The following is a 19,308-nucleotide window of genomic DNA, read 5'->3' on the forward strand; positions in this document are numbered from 1 at the left end:
ATTATTTTAAATTAATACTTTATATAATAGTTTAGTATTAATTTTCTAAGTAATCTCTTATTTTTATGGAGCGTGATTATTATTAGAAACAAAAAGAAAAAGTTATATATAATTTTAATGGTATCATTAATAGTTTCTATAATTGTAGGAACTTCAATTGGAGCTGTTAATGTACCTATTGATGAAACTATAAAAATCATTATAAACAATTTATTTAATAAAAATATATTTATTTTAGACAGAAGTTTTGAAAGTATAATTTTTAATGTTAGACTACCAAGAGTAATTGTAACAGCAATAGTAGGGGCAAGTCTTGCTATAGCTGGGACAGTAGTACAAAGTATTTTTAGAAATCCCATGGCTGATCCAGGAGTTATAGGAATATCAAGTGGAGCTAGTTTAGGTGCAATAGTTGCAATATTTTTAGGATTAAGTGGAATGAGTATATATTTTGTGCCTGTTTTTGCTATTTTAGGTGCATTGCTTATTGCACTTTTAATTTATCGTTTAGCTAATAGAAAAAATGAGCATGCATCAATGTTAAGTCTTATTTTATCAGGTATAGCTATTAGTACATTTATAAGAGGCATAATTTCATTTATTTTGACAAGCTTAAATGAAGAACAAATGAAATCATATATGTTTTGGTCAATTGGAAGCTTAGCAGATAGAAGATGGGAACATGTAAAGCTAATATTAATTCCAAGTATAATATGTATATTTATGCTTAGAAAGTATTCTCATGATCTTAATATATTATTATTAGGTGATGAAGAAGCCCATTCCTTAGGGTTAAATCCAAATAAAACTAGAAAAAAGATATTGTTATGGGCATCTATAACAACAGCTTTAGCTGTTAGTGTAAGTGGTGGAATAAGTTTTATAGGGTTAATTATTCCACATATAATGAGATTAATTGTAGGTCCTGATAACAAATTGTTATTATCTTCTAGTGCATTACTTGGTGCCATATTTCTAATTGGATGCGATTTAATAGCTAGAATTTTATTATCACCAATAGAATTAAGTGTAGGAATAATTACGTCCATAATTGGTGCACCTTACTTTTTATATTTATTAAATAAAAACAGAAAAGATGGTGTTATATTATAATGAATGAAGCTATAATGACTATAGAAAATTTGAATTTTAAGGTGCAAAACAAACATATATTAAAAAATATTAATTTAGAATTTTATAAGGGTGAGTTAGTTGGGATAATTGGACCTAATGGAGCTGGAAAAAGCACTCTTTTAAAGTGTTTTAATGGTATAAATACATATGAAGGTACAATTTGTATAAAAGGTAAAGATATTAAAAAATATGAAGATAAAATATTAGCACAAAATATATCTTTCATGAATCAAAATACAAATATAAATTTTCCTTTTAGTTGTGAAGATATTATTTTAATGGGGAGATATCCTTATATGAAAAGTGGATATGATTTAAAAGAAAGTGATAAAATAATTGCTAAAAAATATATGGAATACATGAATATAATTGATTTAAGAGAAAAGAAAATAACAGAATTATCCGGTGGAGAAAGGCAGAGAGTATTATTTTCAAAAGTGCTAACACAAGAAACAGATATAATACTATTAGATGAACCAACATCAAATTTAGATATAAAATATCAAGAAGAAATATTTAAGTATATGAAAAAACTTACTGAAGAACAAAAATTAATAGTAACTACAATACATGATTTAAGAGTTGCCATTAAATACTGCACAAAACTTATTTTAATTAAAAATGGATATGTAATTGCTAATGGAAAATGCAATGAAGTTATAACTGAAGAAAATATAAAAATGGCATATGATATAGATGTTAGTGTTTATAAAAATCCAGTGACAAATAATTTAGATTTTTGTATAAAAGATGATATAACTTAGTAAAAGTATATAAATAAAAGGTTGTACAAATTCTTAGAACTTGTACAACCTTTTAATTTTAAAGAGTTAATCTAAACGTAGTTTTAGATAACAATCATTTAATATGTGATTGTTATTTTCAAGATCAACTTTTATTAAGCTTATTTCAGTTAAATTAGTAGTATCTAGAATAAAATTATAATATCCAATATTGTCATTATAATTGTAAGTACTATCTGAAGGATGAAATACATTGCCACTAGGTGTTTTTAAAACTAAAGAACTACTAGGACAAGTAAGCAAAGCTGATGTGAATTTAATTTTTATTTTAAATGGATATATTTTAACTTCTTCAATATTAAATCCTAAAGTGTCTTCTATAACATTATTTTTATTTACTTCTACTATTTCAATATTATTTTTAAGATTTCTATTATTTATTTTAAATTTGAAATTCCATTTAGCATTAAATTTTAAATCATTTTTTAATAAGTCAGAATTTATATTTTTAATTGCAGCATTATTAAAAGTTAAATTTATATCTAAATCTTCATCTAAATTTAAGTTATCAATATTGAAAGTATATAAAATATCCTGAGAACTATCATCATTGTATTTATAATTACCTGATATACAATTATATTCTTTTGGTGAATTTCCTAATTTTAAACTTATATCTTCAAAATTAACGTTAGATTTATTTACATTTACGGAAATATATATTTGATTATCAGCTAATAATACGTCTTTTATTGTAATTTTTATATTGCTTTTTTCAATGCTTTGTCCTATTGGAGTTGTATAAGAATTAACTATAGACTCATTTATATTGTCATGGAAAAAAGTAGCTATAGAATTTTTAAATGTTTCTAATGCATTTGTTATATTATTAAAAGAAACTCCCAATATTAATATACTCAAAGAAAGTGCTATTGCACAATTTATGTGTGATTTTTTCTTTTTCAAATTATCATGTTCTGCTCTATTTATGGAATCAATAGTTATATTATCAATATTTTTAGGTATATCAATATTTTTTAAATCATTCATTAAAATCATATCCTTCCTTTAAATATTTAAGTAACATATCTTTTGCTCTGTAAATATAAGATTTTACTGTGTTTTCTTTGCAATTCATTACAAGTGAAATTTCTTTTATTGATAAATTTTGAAAGTATTTTAAGATAATTGCTGTTTTATACTTAGGTTTTAAATTATCAATAGCATTATACAAGTCTAATTTATCCTCAATAGATATAGTGTTTTCTTTAGTAAATTTATTTTTTATACAATCTAAATCTATAAATTTATTTTTATTATTTAGTTTACTATAGGCATTATTTATAAGTATTTTAGTTATCCAAGTTTTGAAGAAATTTGGATTTTTAAGTTTATGAATAGATATATAAGCTTTATAAACAGTTTCGCTATAAATTTCTAATGCATCAACTTCATTTTTTACATATAGAAATGCTGTTTTATAAAGATATTCTTTATTTAAAAAAATTAATTCAGCAAAAGAATCTTTTGATCCTAAAATAGAATTTTCTATTAAACTCAAGTAATCTGAACTAGTGTTAAAAGCTTCATTAGTTAAAGAATTTAAATTTTCCAAAAAATCACCTCCTAATAATTATTAAATATGGAAATATAAAAGTAAATAAAATTAATTATATCTATAAAATTCTAAGCTCAAATTTAAAATATTATATTTATTAAAGAACACTTGTAAAATTATAGTTATTACTATATTTGTAATAAATTTAAAATTTTAAAATATAGATTAAAATTATCAATTGAAATATGTATAATCTAAAGTTTAAACTTGCATTACTATATATTAGACGGTAAACATAGCATAAAAGTTGCACTAAAAATAAAATATTATAATTTATCGTTTAAATAAAACAACTATGGTTTATTTTTTTATAAACCATAGTTGACAAATTAATTAAATTTCAATAATATTGCTTATTGAGGATTTCAAATGAGAAATTAAATAATATTAATTTAAAATGAAGAAATCATTATCAAAGATAGAATTGAAAATTAAGATTACGAATTAATAAGTTTATAAAATACTAGATTGTAGCCACATAGTTTACATATAGAAAAAGCAAAGTACATAGTGAAAGGAGTGTATTAGTTCAATTTCAATAATATTAAAATGGTGTTGTCACAATTAATTTCATGGCTAAATAATTTATTGTATAAAGATATAATTAAGAAAAATAAATTTGTTGAAAGGATAAGTTGCTTAAAGTGAATAGCTTTTTATAAGCAGCAAAGGATTTTATTATGGACAAAAATAAAATTGCATCTACAACTATGTTGTTTATAGTTATAGTTGGAACAATAGTAGGATTTAAAACTGTATTTGGGAATGAAAATACATTAGTTGCAGTAGCTGGTATAACTGCAGCGTTATCATTATTAGGAACGGATTATACAATTAATCCAATAAAAAATACAATATACTTTGTGAGTTTAGAGGTGGGAATAGGAGTTTTAACATATATAGCATCAGTTAATGCTTTTTTAGGATTTATAATAACATTTATATCTATATTCTATATATTATATTCATTCACATATAATACAAAAAAACCTACTTATGTAGCATTTACATTGGGATATTTCTTTATGTTATATACACCTGTAACTTTTGATTTATTACCTAGAAGACTTATAGGACTTGCTAGTTGTGGTTTGTTAATTATGATAATGCAAATGATTGTAAATAGAAATAAATTGAAAAAAGAAGCTCAACATGGAATAAAGTCATCTATAAAATATATATCTGAAGAAATAGATTTGATTTTATCATGTGATAAATCTATAGAAAAAATAAATAATGTAACCTACAATAATTTAAAAAACATACTGGAATCTATTTATAAAAGAATAGATTCAAAAATAAAATTACCTACTAATATAATGCAGTACTTATTTATAAGTCAATATTTAGAACGTATAAATTTAGTTTTGAATAGAGTGAAAATGTATGGCAAAGAAGATGAATATAATACAGTGATAATTGAAGTTCAAAAAATATTAGTCAGATTAAATTTGTTTATTGAAGGAAACTTATGCTTAAAAGAGTTGATAGTTGGTTTAGAAAATGCATTAAAAGATATTGAACAATTTAAAAAAATGCATTATTTAAACTTTGAATTATATCAATGTATAGAAACATTAAGGGATGACTTAGGATATAAAGAAGATTATGTTCAAAAAATGGATGAAAATTATATTTCATCTAAAGTTATATATGGTTTGAATAATTTAAAAAATAATATTAATAGAGACTCGCTTAAATTCACATTTGCATTTAGAGGGGCATTGATAACAAGTCTTGGAGTGTTTATAGTAAGTTTATTCAATCTTCAATATGGAAAATGGTTAGTTTTTAGTTTGATTTCTATAGTTCAACCATATTTTGAAGCAAGCAAAACAAAAGGAAAAGATAGAATTATAGGAACTGTAATAGGTCTTTTAATATTTGAAATTTTATTTTCATTAGTGCCATCTATGGCTGGTAGAACATTTATTATACTTTTAGTTGGATATATTAGTAATTATTTAACTGAGTATAGATATCAAATGATTTGCACAACAGTGTCTGCATTAGGGGCAGCAGCAATGATAGATACTGTTAATTATGTGTTTTTTAATAGAATGATATTTGTAATTGTTGGAACATTGATTGCATTATATGCAAGTAAAATAATACTCCCATATAGAATTAGTGATGTTATAAAAAGGGAAATTAAATCATCCTTAGAGTTAAATAAAAGTATAGTAGATAAGTTATATGATATAGGTGTTAAAAAGTTAAAAATAAATGATGATTTCAAAGAAGTTTTAACTATAAACGAATTTTTGAATAACAAAATAAGTAATAATAGTAATACATTATCGTTAAGTAGTATAGATGAATTCTTATATAGTCAGCGTATATTTATGTATGAGATAAGATCACTTATAAACAACTTTAAAACATATGTAAAGAATAATATGTACAGTTTAAAGTTAATTTATGACATTGAATTAATTTTAAATAAAGATATTACAGAACAAGATGTTACAGAGTGTTTTAATAATTTACAAAATAATGATGATAAATTAATATTAATTAATGTAGTAGAAATAAAATACAGCATGATGAAAGCTAGTAGAATTTATAATAATATATTAAATGAAATATAAAAGAGAAACTTCAAATGGATTAATTCTGTTTGAAGTTCTTTTATTTAATATAATTTAATATATATGTAGTAAAATAAATTAAGTTAACTTTTAACATACGTTATACATTGTAATATTAAAATAAAAAAGGGGAAATTTATTCACTAAAATTATATTAGCGTGATTGAAAAGAGTTTAGTGAATAAATAAAATTTTATGAAGATAAATATAAAAAATATATCAAATGATTTTGTAAATTATTATGAGCAATCTAAAGAAAAAAACTTTGATGAAAAGTCAAAATTATGGAATTTGCTTTATGAAAAGAAAAATAAAGATATTTTTGATGCTTATTTAAAATTAATGAGAATATTTGATAAAGAGTATCGACTAGAAAATAGATATGAGCATGCTTTTAATAGATACAATAATGATTATGAAAACATTAAAAAGTTTAGTGAAAATATAGATAAGTATATAATAGAAACCTGTGATAAATGCAATGAGTTATTTAATTTTAAAAATGAAAAATTAGAGTTAAATTTTGTATTGCTTGTGGGATTATACATGGTTGATGGATGGGTAACTGAATTTAACAATAAAACTACGGCATTTTTTGCAATTGAGTATATGAAAAATGAGGATGCAATAAAAATATTTTTAGCTCATGAAATTACACATAATATACACAATAATTTAATAGAATTTGGTAAAATTACATTGGCAGAACGATTATTTATTGAAGGAATTGCAGTGGCAGCATCAGAAGAATTATGTAATATAAAAGATAAAGGATTTTGTATATATCACAATACAGAAAATGCTAATGAAATTGTTGAAAAATGCGAATTGCAATGGAGTAATGTAAAATTAGATATAATAGATAACTTAGATAATAAAAGTGATGAGTATACATCAAAATATTTTGCAGGAGATACTGGTAATGAAAAGTTACCTAAAAGAGCTGGTTATGCATATGGATATAATATTGTGAAAAAATTACTTAAAACAAATAGCTTTCAAGAACTTTTAAGATGGAATAAAGAAAAAGTAATATGTGAAGTAAAAAAATGTATAATAACTTTGAAATAGAACATAGAAAAGATTAAATAAAAATAAAAATCATAGATATAAATTTATCTATGATTTTTATTTTAAAAATATTAACAAAAAATTAAAAATTATTTTTTATTTTAAAAAAATGTTAATAAAATTAGAAAATATACGAAATATTTAGTAGGTATTTCTATTGTTTTATAATGTAATATTAGTATAAATTTATAAAATAATTAAATTATACCAATAAAAACATTAACAAATAAGAAATAATTTAGTAAATTTGTGGTATTATTTTAAAATAATTATACTAAATATAAAAAATGTTAAATATTTAATATATTATGGTTGCTATTTTAGAATGAGTTAATAGTAAAATATGAGAATAAAATAGAAATTTTAAAATTTAAGTAGTATAAATAATTTTAATAAAATATAAAAAATAAAAAGATGACTGGGGGAGTTAAAATTGAGCAAATGTATTAAAAAAAAGAAAATTGTTAAAAGCTTAGAATGGAAGATGGTAGCTATGGTAGCTGCTATTTTAGTTGTTAGTACAATTACTTTGTCACAAGTAAGTTTTGTAATTTTTGAAGATGTAATATTTAAAGGAAAACTTAAAAATTTTGAAGCGGATGTCAAAGGGTTGTCAGCAACTATAGAAAATATGATAAATAAAGAAGCTGTTGAATTAAATAAGTACATATATGATGATGATGTTATAAATTTTTTAAATTTGAAAACAGATAATTTAAAGAATAATGACAAAGAATTATTAAATAAAAAGGTATATTTAGATGACATATTAAAGGAAGAAGGCAATAATAAAAATATTGAAACTGTATACATAGTAAATATGAATGGAACTATTGTTACAGCGTCAGATAATCAAGCATTTTTAACTGATGTTTCTGATCGTGATTATTTTAAATCTATTAAAGATGGAAAAGACTTATATATTTCAGATATAATAAAGTCTAATGAAACTGGAAATTACATAAATGTAATTGCAAGAAGCATAAAAGATTCAAATGGAAAAACTATTGGAGTTGTATGTAAAGATATAATCTCTACATTGTTTGTTCCTATATTTGAAAAGTACAATTATGATAACTTCAACGTAGCATTAATGGATACTAAAGGAAACATTATATATCATAGCTCATTAGAATTAATAGGTGGCTTAACCGGTGTAAATGAACTTGATTCACTAGCTAAGGAGAGTTTTAGTGATGTAAAAGAAGTTCATTATAGTTATAAAAATGAAAGAAAAGTTGCGCTATGTGGAAAAGTAGAAAATACAGGATGGACAATTTTTTCAGCAGCAACTGTAAAAGCTATAAAAGCACCTATAAAAACAACTTCTTTAGTTGTAAATGGATTAACTTTATTAATACTTATTATAACTGTTATAATAGTAAAGTATATAATGAAAAAAATGATTAAGCCAATAAGAGTAATTACAGATAAATTAAAAGAAATAGCAAGTGGAGATTTAACAGTAAGAATAAGTGATGTAAACACTGGTGATGAATTTGAAGAACTTGCAAATTCTTTAAATTATACATGTGAGAATTTATCTAGTATTTTAAATATAGTCAAAATAGCCACTAGTAGTGTAAATGAGCAATCATGTAATCTTGCTGCAATTAATGAAGAAACAGCAGCATCTAATGAGGAAATTGTAGAGGCTATTAATGAAATATCAACTAAGATATGTAATGTGGCTGAAAGCTCTGTGGATTGTAAAGAAATTGTATATGAACTTGATAAAACTGTAGAAAATTTAAAAGTTCATAATAATTCCATGGAAGAGCAAAATAAAGAAATAGTAGTTGTTGTAGAAGATAATCGTAAAAAAATAGAATCATTAATAGATTCAAAAGAAGAATCTCTAGAAAGCTTTGAAAGTTTAAAAAGCACTATTAGAGAATTACTTAATGGTCTTAGTAATATATCTGAATTCCTAGTAAGTATTAGTTCTATTGCAGATCAAACAAATTTATTATCATTAAATGCTGCTATTGAAGCTGCAAGAGCAGGTGATATGGGTAAGGGATTTGCTGTAGTTGCAGATGAAATTAGAAATTTATCAACACAAACTCAAGAAGCAACAAAAAACATTTCTTCAATTATAAACAATATTAATGATATGGCTAAAGTTACTAATAATAACCTTGTAAGTACTGATGAAATTAATATGAAGGAAAAAAATTCTTTCAAAGAAATGGAAAAATCTTTTGAAAGTATGATTAAAATACTACAAACGGTTTTACAAAGTTCAAAAAAAGTACAAGATAATATTAATTTAGTATACTCACAAAATGAAAATGTAACTAATTCTATTTTAGAAGTAGCAAGTTCAGCAGAAAAAATAGCAGCCATAACAGAAGAAGTTAATGCTTCTATAAATGAACAAGCAGAAGTATTTACAACTATTAATGAAAGTTCAGAAGAATTAAGTACAATGTCAGAGAAGTTAACTAATGAAATAGATATATTTAAAATATAATTATGAAAAATACTCTTACTTTTAATTAGGTAGGAGTATTTCTTTATTATGACCATCCTAAAAGGTCTTTTTCAAGTTGATCAAAGTCATATTTTCTTTGCTCAAAGTTATTAAAACTATCTTTTTCTTTTTTATATAGTTTAGTTTCCAAATTATCTATGGTAGGTTTTTGAGTTTTATTTTTCCAGTTTTTAAGGATACCTTCTACGTAGTTAAGATTTAAAACATTATTTTTAACAGCTTCAGTCATAGCATTTTTTAAAGTTTCATCACCATAGTTTTTACATAATGAATCAAGAATGTTTTTAGTAACTTTAGTTAAAGAACCAAAACCACAATCATTGTAATAACTATAAAGTTCATTTTCAAAGTCATCAGTATTTAAATCCTTAGAGGTATTGTAATTTAAATCCATATCTAAACTATGATTATTAGTATTTAAGTTGTTATTATTATTAACTCTATTTATAGAGTTAATATCTAAATCTTTAGATTTAGATAAATTATAAAATAACGAAGTTATTTTATTTAATATATTAAATATATATTTAGCTAAGGATTTAAATCCTAGGATAGATGTAAAAAAATCCTTAATGTTGGATAAAAAATCTATGTCATAGGAATTATCTTCAGTATCACATGAAAACAAATCCAATATAGAAAAATTATCTTTATCTTGAGAAAAAATCATATTGTTAAGAAGAGCTTTAAAGTTAGCTTTCTTATGATTTATAGAATCACAATTAGAAGTAGCAGTTTTTCTGCTACAAGTATTAGTGTTTTCCTCATTGCTATTTTTAAATATAGTATTAAACTTATTTCCAAAAGTGTAAAAGGAGTAGGTGCCACCACATTTTAAAGTCTTATGTTTTAAAATATCACATTTGCAAAGCTTCTTTAATTTTCTATAAAGAGTATCTTTTTTTATATTAAGAATAGGATAGAAAGTTATAACATCACTATAATTAATCCAGTAATATCGTTCATCATCAATAATCTTACACATAAACTTCTTGTTATCTATACCTTTTCTTAAATAGTCTAAAATAAGCAAATCATCTAAAGATAATCCTAATTCATTGCAATAAATTTGATTAACATTTGAAATTGAAAACATAATAAAACCCCCTAAAATATAAATTTAATTTTATGTACTATAAGATCCTCAATCTCTATATAGGTGAAAAATGAAAAAAACAACAAAAGAAAATGTGAAGTTTTCAAAAAGTTTACAAACCACATGAAATTGTTAAAGTGAAGTCATAAATTAATTAATAAAATTCACAATTAAATGATATTGATAATCCTTATCATTTGGTATATAATTGGAAATGTAGAGAAAAATATCAAGAAAATTCAAAAATTATCTTATTAGAAGCATGAAAAAAATTAAATTTATAATTTAAAGGTAGGAGGGGTATAAATGGAGGATAATAGAAAACAAATTTTAACAAAGTCACCTGTAGAATTAATGTTTAAGCTGTGTACACCAGCTATAATTGGAATGGTAGTAATAGGTCTATACTCATTTATGGATGGGGTATATGCAGGTCAGCTTATTGGAAAAAATGCAATGGCTGCAATTTCTATTTCATATCCAATAACATTTTTAAATACTGGAATAGCTACATTAATAGGTGTTGGATCTGCATCAGTTTTATCTAGAGCTATAGGCAATAAAAATCAAAAGGTTATAAATTCAATTATGGGAAATTTAATAGGTTGGATTTTAATCTTATCTACTATAATAATGATTGTTGGAATTGTTTTCACAAAACAACTTTTACAAATAAGTGGAGCATCAGGAGAGATTTTAAATCTAGGTACTAGATATTTAAGAATTATATTTTTAGGGTCAATTTTTGTTAATTTTGCTCAAAGTGCTAATATGGTAATGCGTGGAGAAGGACTTATGAAAAAAGCTATGCTGATAATGGCATTTGGAGCAATTCTTAATATTATTTTGGATCCTATATTAATAATTTTATTTAAAGAAAGAGCCATAGAAGGAGCCGCAGCTGCTACAGTAATTTCTCAGATAATACAAGCTGCAATTACAATGCATTATTTTAAGAAAAAAAGCAAAAAGGTAAAAATCAAAAAAATTAAATTAGATAGTAATATTCAAAAGGAGGTATTTGCTGTAGGTATATCAGCAATGATGATGCAAGTTCTATCACTTGTGCAACAAACCTTACTTTATAGAATGGCATTTAAATATGGTGGAGATAATCAAGGAATTTTAATGGGAGCAGTAATGAGAATTTATTCATTTTCATTTATACCTCTTTGGGGAATGTCTCAAGGATTACAACCAGTAGTGGGAACTAATTTTGGCGCTAAAAGTTATAATCGTGTAAGAAAATCTACTAATACTTTTATTATTGGAGCTGTATGTTTAGGACTATTATTTTGGATTCCAATAGAATTATATCCGAGGCAAATACTAAGTCTTTTTATAAAAGACAAAAATTTAGTAGCAGAAGGAATTAAATACTTTAGAATTTTTTATAGTATATTCCCGTTAAATGGATGTATAGTTATGGCTATTACGTTCTTTCAATCCATAGGAAATGGAAAAGTTTCAGGATTATTAGTTATGTTTAGGCAAATAATTTTATTTATTCCAAGTGTTATAATAATGACTTCAATTTTTAAATTGCCAGCAGTTTGGTATACTCAACCAGTAGTAGACACAATTATTGTTATAGGAAGTTTAATTTTAATAAAAAAGGAATATATGAAACTATGTAATTGTAATATGAAAAGTGAAATTATTTAAGTATGAAATGAGAAAAAGGTTATTCCAAGGAAATAGTAATTATTTAAAACGTTATTCATAAAAATTTCAAAGAAACTCTAATGAATTTGATATTTTATTTTCAAGACCTTAACCCATCCTTGGGTTCAGGTCTTGAAAATAAAAAACAAATTAATAAGATTTTCTAAATCAATTTTTAAAGAAATACTAATTTTAATAATTCATGTTTCTTTATGAAAGAAAAAAGTTTTTCAATTGATAAATATATTATTTTAAATTTTAACTATATAAGTGTGATCTTTTTTGAATCCACAGACCCATGTAAAAAAGTCCGTGATGTTGGATAAAAAATCTAAAGTACTATTTTAAAATCCATTTTAGTTTACATAATTATAATTAAGACGATACAAATTATTGTAAACTAAATTCAAGTGAAAACAAATATTCAAAATATGAAGTAAATAGAGAATACCTTTTATATTAAATGAGAAATATTGGGTAAAATATAAAAATAATGTATAATATGTGTAATTAATATTGTGCGAAATTAAATATGAAAAAATAGATAAAATATAATATAGGAGATAAAATGCTGTGAATTGTTTAAATGAAAAAGATTTTTTAAAAACACATAATATAATTGGTGGCTCAGATGGTGAAGTTGAAATTAATATAGATGATGATAATAAGTTTTTAGAATATGCATCATCAAAAATAAAAGCTAATAATAAAAGTTTTTTAAAAGTTGAAGAATATTTAATTAAAAATTATAATGCTGTTCCTTTTCAAGTTTCAGGTATTGAAAAAGAAATGTTTTTAGAAAGTTTAAAGTATAGTTATAATGTAAATTTGGATGAATTAGATATAAGAGCATATAAACTTATAAGTGATATAGAAAAACATACTATAATCCAAATAGAAGTAAATTCAGGTAATTTGCGTATTGTAAATGGAAATAATAAACTATATAATGATATAATTATTTATATGGGTGTAACCAAAAGAGATATAGATATGAAAACGCCAAGATTTAAATCATATGCTTATGCAATGAAATCCTTAGGAAAAATATAGATATATAAACAATTGAAATATGAGTTCATACAAATTGAAAGTTCATTACATTATTGGAATAAATAACTTATTTACATATGTAACTAAATTTAAAAAATTTAATAATATAAAAAAGATAGATTTCTAATAGTCTATCTTTTTTATATTTAAAATATTATGAAATAAGCTTATGGACATATTTTGTACTAGAGGATATTTTATAATATAACTAACACATTTAATCTAAATTTACCTGAGATTATTTTTGAAACCGTGGTGGATGATGTTTTAAGTTTAATATCATAATTTAGAATAAGTGTTATATATTAAATTTAAGGAGTAAGAAAGACAATGGAGTTTGGCACAATAGGATTTTTCCTAAGTAGAATTTTTGAAGCTGTAATTTTATATTTTATACTTTCAAGAACAATTGAGACGTTAGTTATAATCTTAGTTAAGATTATAAAATGGATTATTAGATTTTTAAAAATTAAAATAAAAAAACGAAAAAACTACAAAAAGAAAAATAAAAAAATTATATAAAAGGAGATTTAATTTAATGGAGTACCCAATACCTAGTCATTTAAAAAATTACTTAGAATTAATTGGTGATGAAAATGACGAATTTAAAATTAAAGGAATAGTGAAATGTAAATGTGGTTCAAAAAGTTTTAAAATTTATGAAAGTAATAATAAAATGATAGTGAAAGTTTTTTGTTCATTATGTAATGAAGAGTTAATATTGTTTGACGAAGATAAACATGGATGGAATGGATTTGTATGTAATGATAACTTTTTAAATAGAGAAGAATCTTTAAACATTACAAAATGTTCAAAGTGTAACAATGATAAATTTGAAATAGAAGTTACTATAGCTTCTCAAGGAAAAGAAGATTTTATTGATGAAAGTTGCCTTGAAAATTCCCATGGAGAAACTTTAAATGAAAGCGATTGGGTTAATGCTTTTGAGTGGATTAGTGCTAATATAACTTGTTTGAATTGTAAAAATCAGGATGAAAGTTGGCTTCATTGCGAAACAATGTAAATACTTTAAGTGGATAGGCTTTTTAATAGTCTATCTATTTTTATTTATGTAAAAATAGATAAATGTAATACATGGTTACAAGCTGAAAAATGAAATTATTCAAATATTAAATGAGAATAGTAGTAGTAAAGGAAACAGTAATTATTTAAAACGTTATTCATAAAAATTTCAAAGAAACTCTAATAAATTTGCCATTTTATTTTCAAGACTAAACGGATGAATCGACGTCCTGTCTAGGCATTCGCTGAACCCGTCCTTGGGTTCAGGTCTTGAAAATAAAAAACAAATTAATAAGACTTTCTAAATCAATTTTTAAAGAAATACTAATTTAAATAATTCCTGTTTCTTTACGAAATAAAAAATTTAAATATAGAGTAAATAGATGGTAATCTTTATATAAAGAACGATATAATTATTTATATAGGTGTAACAAAAAGAGGTATAGATATGAAAACACCAAGATTTAAAGCATATGTTTATGCAATGAAATCCTGAGGAAATTATTACGTTGTCGTAGTGGTAGTAGTATTGGGAAATATTTTGAAAAGATAAATGAGATAATGATTTTAATATGACTTTATTGTTATTATACATAATATGGATAATGGTAAAGGGGAGTTTTAAGGATAAAAAGGGATATAACTGAAAGTTAGTAACACCGTCTATAATCTGTAGAAATAGATTTGATTAAATAGAGTATTGAATATAAAAATAAGATTTTATATAGATGAGAAATAGAAGTTAATCATTAGATAATCTTTTTTAATTAATAGTTTATTATATATGTTATAGATTCTGATTTTATGCATTTTATGACAACTAAAGAAAGTAGTTATTTAGGAAGATGAGTTTGGAGGCAAAATAAATGAAGTACAATTTGTTTAATGAAGTATGGAATAGAATTGTTAAAAATGAAGGAAATACTTTTAAGACTAAGAGAGGTCTAGATTTTACTTATAAAATATGTAATGATGGTCTTGTAACAAGTAGGACACAATATAAGTTATCTAAAAGTGAGTTTAAAAAAGCATTTGATATGATGCCACTTAAAGGGCCAGGAGTAATTAATAATGTTGTTAGGGGGCCGGCATATATTTGGGCTATACTTAATGACAAAAGAATTTGTTTAGAGTGAGGTTAAAAAATAATTATGAAAAATAATATTACATTAGAACTATTAGAACGTATATATAATAATGTTGAATTAAGTTTTGGTACTATACCCTTTAAACTTAGGGGGATAAAAATATCTCATGAATTAATTAAGTCTACAATAGAAATACTTAATGATGAAACTACTAAAATACTTCCACAAAATTCACGCAATGCTATAAAAGAAAAAACACCAGATGGATTAGATAAGAGAATTAAAGAAGTCTTAAATATAAATTTGAGAACGGCGAATATTATATCAGATGTTTTATGTGATGCAGGTATTGTTGAGATTGTTAATGTAGATAATCCTAAAACAGGTTGTAAGGTAAAGGCAACAAGATTATTGGAAAAATGGTATTGGTAATTTACAAAAGTTTCTGAGAAATTAATGAAGATAAAAAGGAATATAAAGTTGTATTATTAGAAGAACTACAAAGATGTTTTTATTATTTTATAAGAATAGAACTTGAAATTTTAATTAGTTTAAAGTAGTTAATAAACTAGCAAATGAGATTGAAAAAGTACACAGGAAATAAGGTTGATTTTTTTAGATACTATATAAAAATGGAAGGCAATTTAGGGTATAGCAGTATTTATTTTAAAGAAATAGTATTATATATTAGTTAACATTTGAGCAAGAACAAAATAAATATTGAAGCTATCAAGATGAAAAACTTTGTATTTAGTTTTAACTATCAATACTATATAGTCAGACTTGAAAAATAAAATTTTAGATAGAATTACTATGTACATTACGTAAATAAAAATAATAAACTATAGAATGATATAATTATTCATATAGGTGTAACAAATAACTTATGAACGTATATAAGTAGATTTATAAAAAAGATAGATTTTTAATAGTCTATCTTTTTTTATTGAAAATATTATGAAGTAAGCTAATGAACATATTTTGTATTAGAGGATATTTTATAATATAATTAAGAAATTTAATTTTTAATGTAATATTTAACTATAACATCAAAAGTTCAAAATCAGCCATGAACATTAAAAAAATTACAATAATTTATTTACTAATGATGTTTTTAATTAAACATGATATTAAAAATAATTATGTTGTAAAAAGTAATAGCAATTAATAGCACAATTGACTTAAAATCCGATAAAATAAGCTAGAATATTATATATTGTTTTCAATTGTGAAGGTTTTGAGGTAAAATATGTAAAAATAACAAATAGTACTAAAAAACAAGTGAATTATATGTTAAAATAGAGTTGTATAGAAGATGGTAAAGGGGGATTACTGTGAATAAGAAAAGCCTAAGTGAAGCAAGTATTATTTCAAAGTATATTATGCCTGCTATAGAAAATGCAGGATGGGATAAGCAAAAGCAAATAGCACAAGAGATAAGTTTTACAGATGGACGAATAATTGTTAGAAAAAAGGTTGTAACAAGGGGAAAAAGAAAAAGGGCTGACATAATCCTTTACTATAAAAATAATTTACCTCTAGCCATCATTGAGGCTAAGGATAATAAACATACACTTGATGCAGGAATGCAGCAGGGATTAAATTATGGTGAAATTTTGGACATTCCGTTTGTATATTCAAGTAATGGTGATGGCTTTATAGAGCATGATAGAACTAAAACAGAAGGAACTATTGAAAGAGAACTTGCTTTAGATGAGTTTCCAACTCCAGAAGAGTTGTGGAATAGATATAAAGACTATAAGGGAATAACAGAAGAACAGGAAGATGTAGTAACTCATAGTTATTACTATGACCAAGATTGTTTCCCACCAAGGTATTATCAAAGGATTGCAATTAATAGAACTGTAGAGGCTATAGCAAAAGGGCAGGACAGAGTTTTACTTGTAATGGCAACAGGAACAGGGAAAACATATACAGCCTTTCAAATAGTTTATAAGTTATTTAAGTCAGGTATGAAAAAGAGAATACTGTATTTAGCCGATAGAAATATACTTGTAGATCAAACGATAATTGGAGATTTTAAACCTCTTCAGGATAATATTAATAAGATAAAAAATAGAACTGCTGATAAGTCAAGGGAAATCCAATTCGCACTATATCAAAGTCTAACTGGTGAAACAGAGGAAAAGAAGTTATATAAAAAGTATAGTAAGGATTATTTTGACCTTATTATTATAGATGAGTGTCATAGAGGTTCTGCTAAGGATGATTCAGCATGGAGAGAAATTTTAGATCATTTTGATTCTGCTACAAAGGTTGGATTAACTGCTACACCAAAGGAAACTAAAGATGTATCTAATATAGATTACTTTGGAGAGGCTTTATTCACATATTCCTTAAAGCAAGGAATAGATGATGGATTCTTAGCACCCTATAAAGTAGTAAGAGTTGGATTAGATAGAGATTTAGAAGGCTATAGACCTGAAAAAGGTAAAAGAGATAAATATGGTGAAGAGTTAGATGATAGAATATATAATAAGAAGGATTTTGATAGAAATCTTATACTAGAAAAAAGAACAGAAATAGTTGCTAAATATGTAAGTGATTATTTAAAGAAAAATAATAAGAGAATGGCTAAAACAATATTCTTCTGTACAGATATTGACCATGCAGATAGAATGAAAAGAGCACTTATTAATGAAAATAGTGATTTATATTCACAAAACTCCAAGTATGTAATGAAAATTACAGGGGATGATGAAGAAGGAAAAGATGAATTAGAAAACTTCATCACTCCAAGTGAAAAATATCCTACATTAGTAACTACATCAAAGTTATTAACAACAGGAGTGGATTGTAAAACTTGTGAGTTTATAGTTATAGATTCAGAAATTAATTCAATGATTGAATTTAAGCAAATCTTAGGAAGAGGAACAAGAATAAGAGAAGATTATGGAAAGATGTATTTTACGCTTATAGACTTTAGAGATGTTTCAAGGTTATTTGCAGATAAGGACTTTGATGGAGATCCTGTAAGAATTAAAGAAGTTTCAACTGATGAAGTTCCAGATGAAGAAGATGAAATAATTGATGATAATTTATTAGATGAAGAAAATGAAGGAACAACTTATGATGAACCAGGTGATGATAATCCTAATGGTTCTGGATTTATAAATGATCCTTTTAAAGGTGGAGAGGGAAGAAAGAAGTATTATGTTAATGATGTAGAAGTAAGAGTTATTAATGATAGAGTTCAATATTATGGCGCTGATGGGAAGTTAATAACTGAATCATTAATTGATTACACTAAAAAGAATATAAAGAAGGAATTCTCTACTTTAGATGAATTTTTAAGAAAATGGACTGAAACTGAAAAGAAAGAAGAATTAAGAAAACACTTTGAAGAGGAAGGAATTTTCTTAGAAGATTTAATTGAAGAAGTAGGAAAGGATATGGATGTATTTGATTTAGTATGCCATGTTGCCTTTGATATGCCAGCATTAACAAGAAAAGAAAGAGCAAACAATGTTAAAAAGAGAAATTACTTTGGTAAGTATAATGAAAAGGCAAGAATAGTATTAGAAAAACTTCTTGATAAATACTCAAATGAAGGAATAGAAAACATAGAAGATATTAAGGTTTTAAAACTACCAGACTTTAAGGAAGTTGGAACACAACTTGAAATAGTAAAAAAGGTTTTTGGTGGAAAGAAAGAATATGAAAAGGCAGTTAAGGAATTAGTTAAAGAACTATATACTATTGCTTAAA

General features: G+C 24.1%; 15 protein-coding genes. 12 read left to right on the forward strand and 3 right to left on the reverse strand.

The annotated features are described in order from the left end of the window. Positions 1–72 precede the first annotated feature (72 nt). Entirely contained in the window at positions 73–1,113 is a 1,041-nt protein-coding gene (locus tag AC07E4_RS08780; RefSeq protein WP_478216148.1) for a FecCD family ABC transporter permease, read from the forward strand. Further along, positions 1,113–1,898, forward strand: coding sequence for an ABC transporter ATP-binding protein (locus tag AC07E4_RS08785; protein ID WP_478216149.1), 786 nt, complete (start codon positions 1,113–1,115; stop codon positions 1,896–1,898). Before AC07E4_RS08780 ends, AC07E4_RS08785 begins: the two co-directional genes overlap by 1 nt. Before the next feature lie 66 nt (positions 1,899–1,964). Here AC07E4_RS08785 and AC07E4_RS08790 read toward each other — a convergent pair whose 3' ends face one another. Both AC07E4_RS08790 and AC07E4_RS08795 read right to left on the reverse strand, forming a co-directional pair. Next, positions 1,965–2,927 carry a DUF4179 domain-containing protein gene (locus tag AC07E4_RS08790; RefSeq protein WP_478216150.1) on the reverse strand — a complete coding sequence of 321 codons (963 nt, stop codon included), beginning with the start codon at positions 2,925–2,927 and terminating at the stop codon, positions 1,965–1,967. After that, positions 2,920–3,492, reverse strand: a complete 573-nt coding sequence (locus AC07E4_RS08795; protein WP_430828731.1) for a sigma-70 family RNA polymerase sigma factor — start codon at positions 3,490–3,492, stop codon at positions 2,920–2,922. Before AC07E4_RS08795 ends, AC07E4_RS08790 begins: the two co-directional genes overlap by 8 nt. A gap of 683 nt (positions 3,493–4,175) precedes the next feature. On the opposite strand from AC07E4_RS08795, the gene AC07E4_RS08800 reads away from it, so the two are divergent. From AC07E4_RS08800 to AC07E4_RS08810, 3 genes are all read left to right on the forward strand, one after another. After that, a complete protein-coding gene (locus AC07E4_RS08800; RefSeq protein WP_478216151.1) occupies positions 4,176–6,086 on the forward strand; it encodes an FUSC family protein in 1,911 nt (636 codons plus the stop codon). Positions 6,087–6,281: 195 nt separating this feature from the next. Beyond that, positions 6,282–7,157, forward strand: a complete 876-nt coding sequence (locus AC07E4_RS08805) for a DUF2268 domain-containing putative Zn-dependent protease (RefSeq protein WP_478216152.1) — start codon at positions 6,282–6,284, stop codon at positions 7,155–7,157. A gap of 433 nt (positions 7,158–7,590) precedes the next feature. Continuing rightward, entirely contained in the window at positions 7,591–9,633 is a 2,043-nt protein-coding gene (locus AC07E4_RS08810; protein ID WP_478216153.1) for a methyl-accepting chemotaxis protein, read from the forward strand. Between the two features lie 46 nt (positions 9,634–9,679). Here AC07E4_RS08810 and AC07E4_RS08815 read toward each other — a convergent pair whose 3' ends face one another. Beyond that, positions 9,680–10,750, reverse strand: coding sequence for a DnaD domain protein (locus AC07E4_RS08815; protein ID WP_040327265.1), 1,071 nt, complete (start codon positions 10,748–10,750; stop codon positions 9,680–9,682). 306 nt (positions 10,751–11,056) lie between these two features. On the opposite strand from AC07E4_RS08815, the gene AC07E4_RS08820 reads away from it, so the two are divergent. The 7 genes from AC07E4_RS08820 (at position 11,057) to hsdR (ending at position 19,307) form a co-directional block, all read left to right on the forward strand. Further along, positions 11,057–12,415, forward strand: coding sequence for an MATE family efflux transporter (locus AC07E4_RS08820; RefSeq protein WP_040327266.1), 1,359 nt, complete (start codon positions 11,057–11,059; stop codon positions 12,413–12,415). Between the two features lie 573 nt (positions 12,416–12,988). After that, a complete protein-coding gene (locus tag AC07E4_RS08825) occupies positions 12,989–13,468 on the forward strand; it encodes a hypothetical protein (RefSeq protein ID WP_478216154.1) in 480 nt (159 codons plus the stop codon). A gap of 330 nt (positions 13,469–13,798) precedes the next feature. After that, positions 13,799–13,990, forward strand: a complete 192-nt coding sequence (locus AC07E4_RS08830) for a hypothetical protein (RefSeq protein ID WP_478216155.1) — start codon at positions 13,799–13,801, stop codon at positions 13,988–13,990. A 16-nt stretch (positions 13,991–14,006) separates the two neighbouring features. Beyond that, a complete protein-coding gene (locus AC07E4_RS08835; protein ID WP_478216156.1) occupies positions 14,007–14,492 on the forward strand; it encodes a hypothetical protein in 486 nt (161 codons plus the stop codon). A gap of 865 nt (positions 14,493–15,357) precedes the next feature. Then, complete coding sequence (locus AC07E4_RS08840) at positions 15,358–15,627, forward strand: hypothetical protein (protein WP_478216157.1); 270 nt, start codon at positions 15,358–15,360, stop codon at positions 15,625–15,627. 15 nt (positions 15,628–15,642) lie between these two features. Then, positions 15,643–16,011: a hypothetical protein gene (locus AC07E4_RS08845; protein WP_478216158.1), complete on the forward strand. Its 369-nt coding sequence runs from the start codon at positions 15,643–15,645 to the stop codon at positions 16,009–16,011. Between the two features lie 902 nt (positions 16,012–16,913). Next, entirely contained in the window at positions 16,914–19,307 is a 2,394-nt protein-coding gene (gene hsdR, locus AC07E4_RS08850) for an EcoAI/FtnUII family type I restriction enzme subunit R (RefSeq protein ID WP_478216159.1), read from the forward strand. The last annotated feature ends 1 nt before the right edge of the window (position 19,308 follow it).

The organism is Clostridium amazonense, from assembly GCF_056431285.1.

Coding starts and splice junctions, on each gene's coding strand:
- AC07E4_RS08785 (WP_478216149.1), top strand. CDS start 1,113: ATGAATGAAGCTATAATGACTATAGAAAATTTGAATTTTAAGGTGCAA.
- AC07E4_RS08790 (WP_478216150.1), bottom strand. CDS start 2,927: ATGAATGATTTAAAAAATATTGATATACCTAAAAATATTGATAATATA.
- AC07E4_RS08800 (WP_478216151.1), top strand. CDS start 4,176: ATGGACAAAAATAAAATTGCATCTACAACTATGTTGTTTATAGTTATA.
- AC07E4_RS08805 (WP_478216152.1), top strand. CDS start 6,282: ATGAAGATAAATATAAAAAATATATCAAATGATTTTGTAAATTATTAT.
- AC07E4_RS08815 (WP_040327265.1), bottom strand. CDS start 10,750: ATGTTTTCAATTTCAAATGTTAATCAAATTTATTGCAATGAATTAGGA.
- AC07E4_RS08820 (WP_040327266.1), top strand. CDS start 11,057: ATGGAGGATAATAGAAAACAAATTTTAACAAAGTCACCTGTAGAATTA.
- AC07E4_RS08830 (WP_478216155.1), top strand. CDS start 13,799: ATGGAGTTTGGCACAATAGGATTTTTCCTAAGTAGAATTTTTGAAGCT.
- AC07E4_RS08835 (WP_478216156.1), top strand. CDS start 14,007: ATGGAGTACCCAATACCTAGTCATTTAAAAAATTACTTAGAATTAATT.
- AC07E4_RS08840 (WP_478216157.1), top strand. CDS start 15,358: ATGAAGTACAATTTGTTTAATGAAGTATGGAATAGAATTGTTAAAAAT.
- AC07E4_RS08845 (WP_478216158.1), top strand. CDS start 15,643: ATGAAAAATAATATTACATTAGAACTATTAGAACGTATATATAATAAT.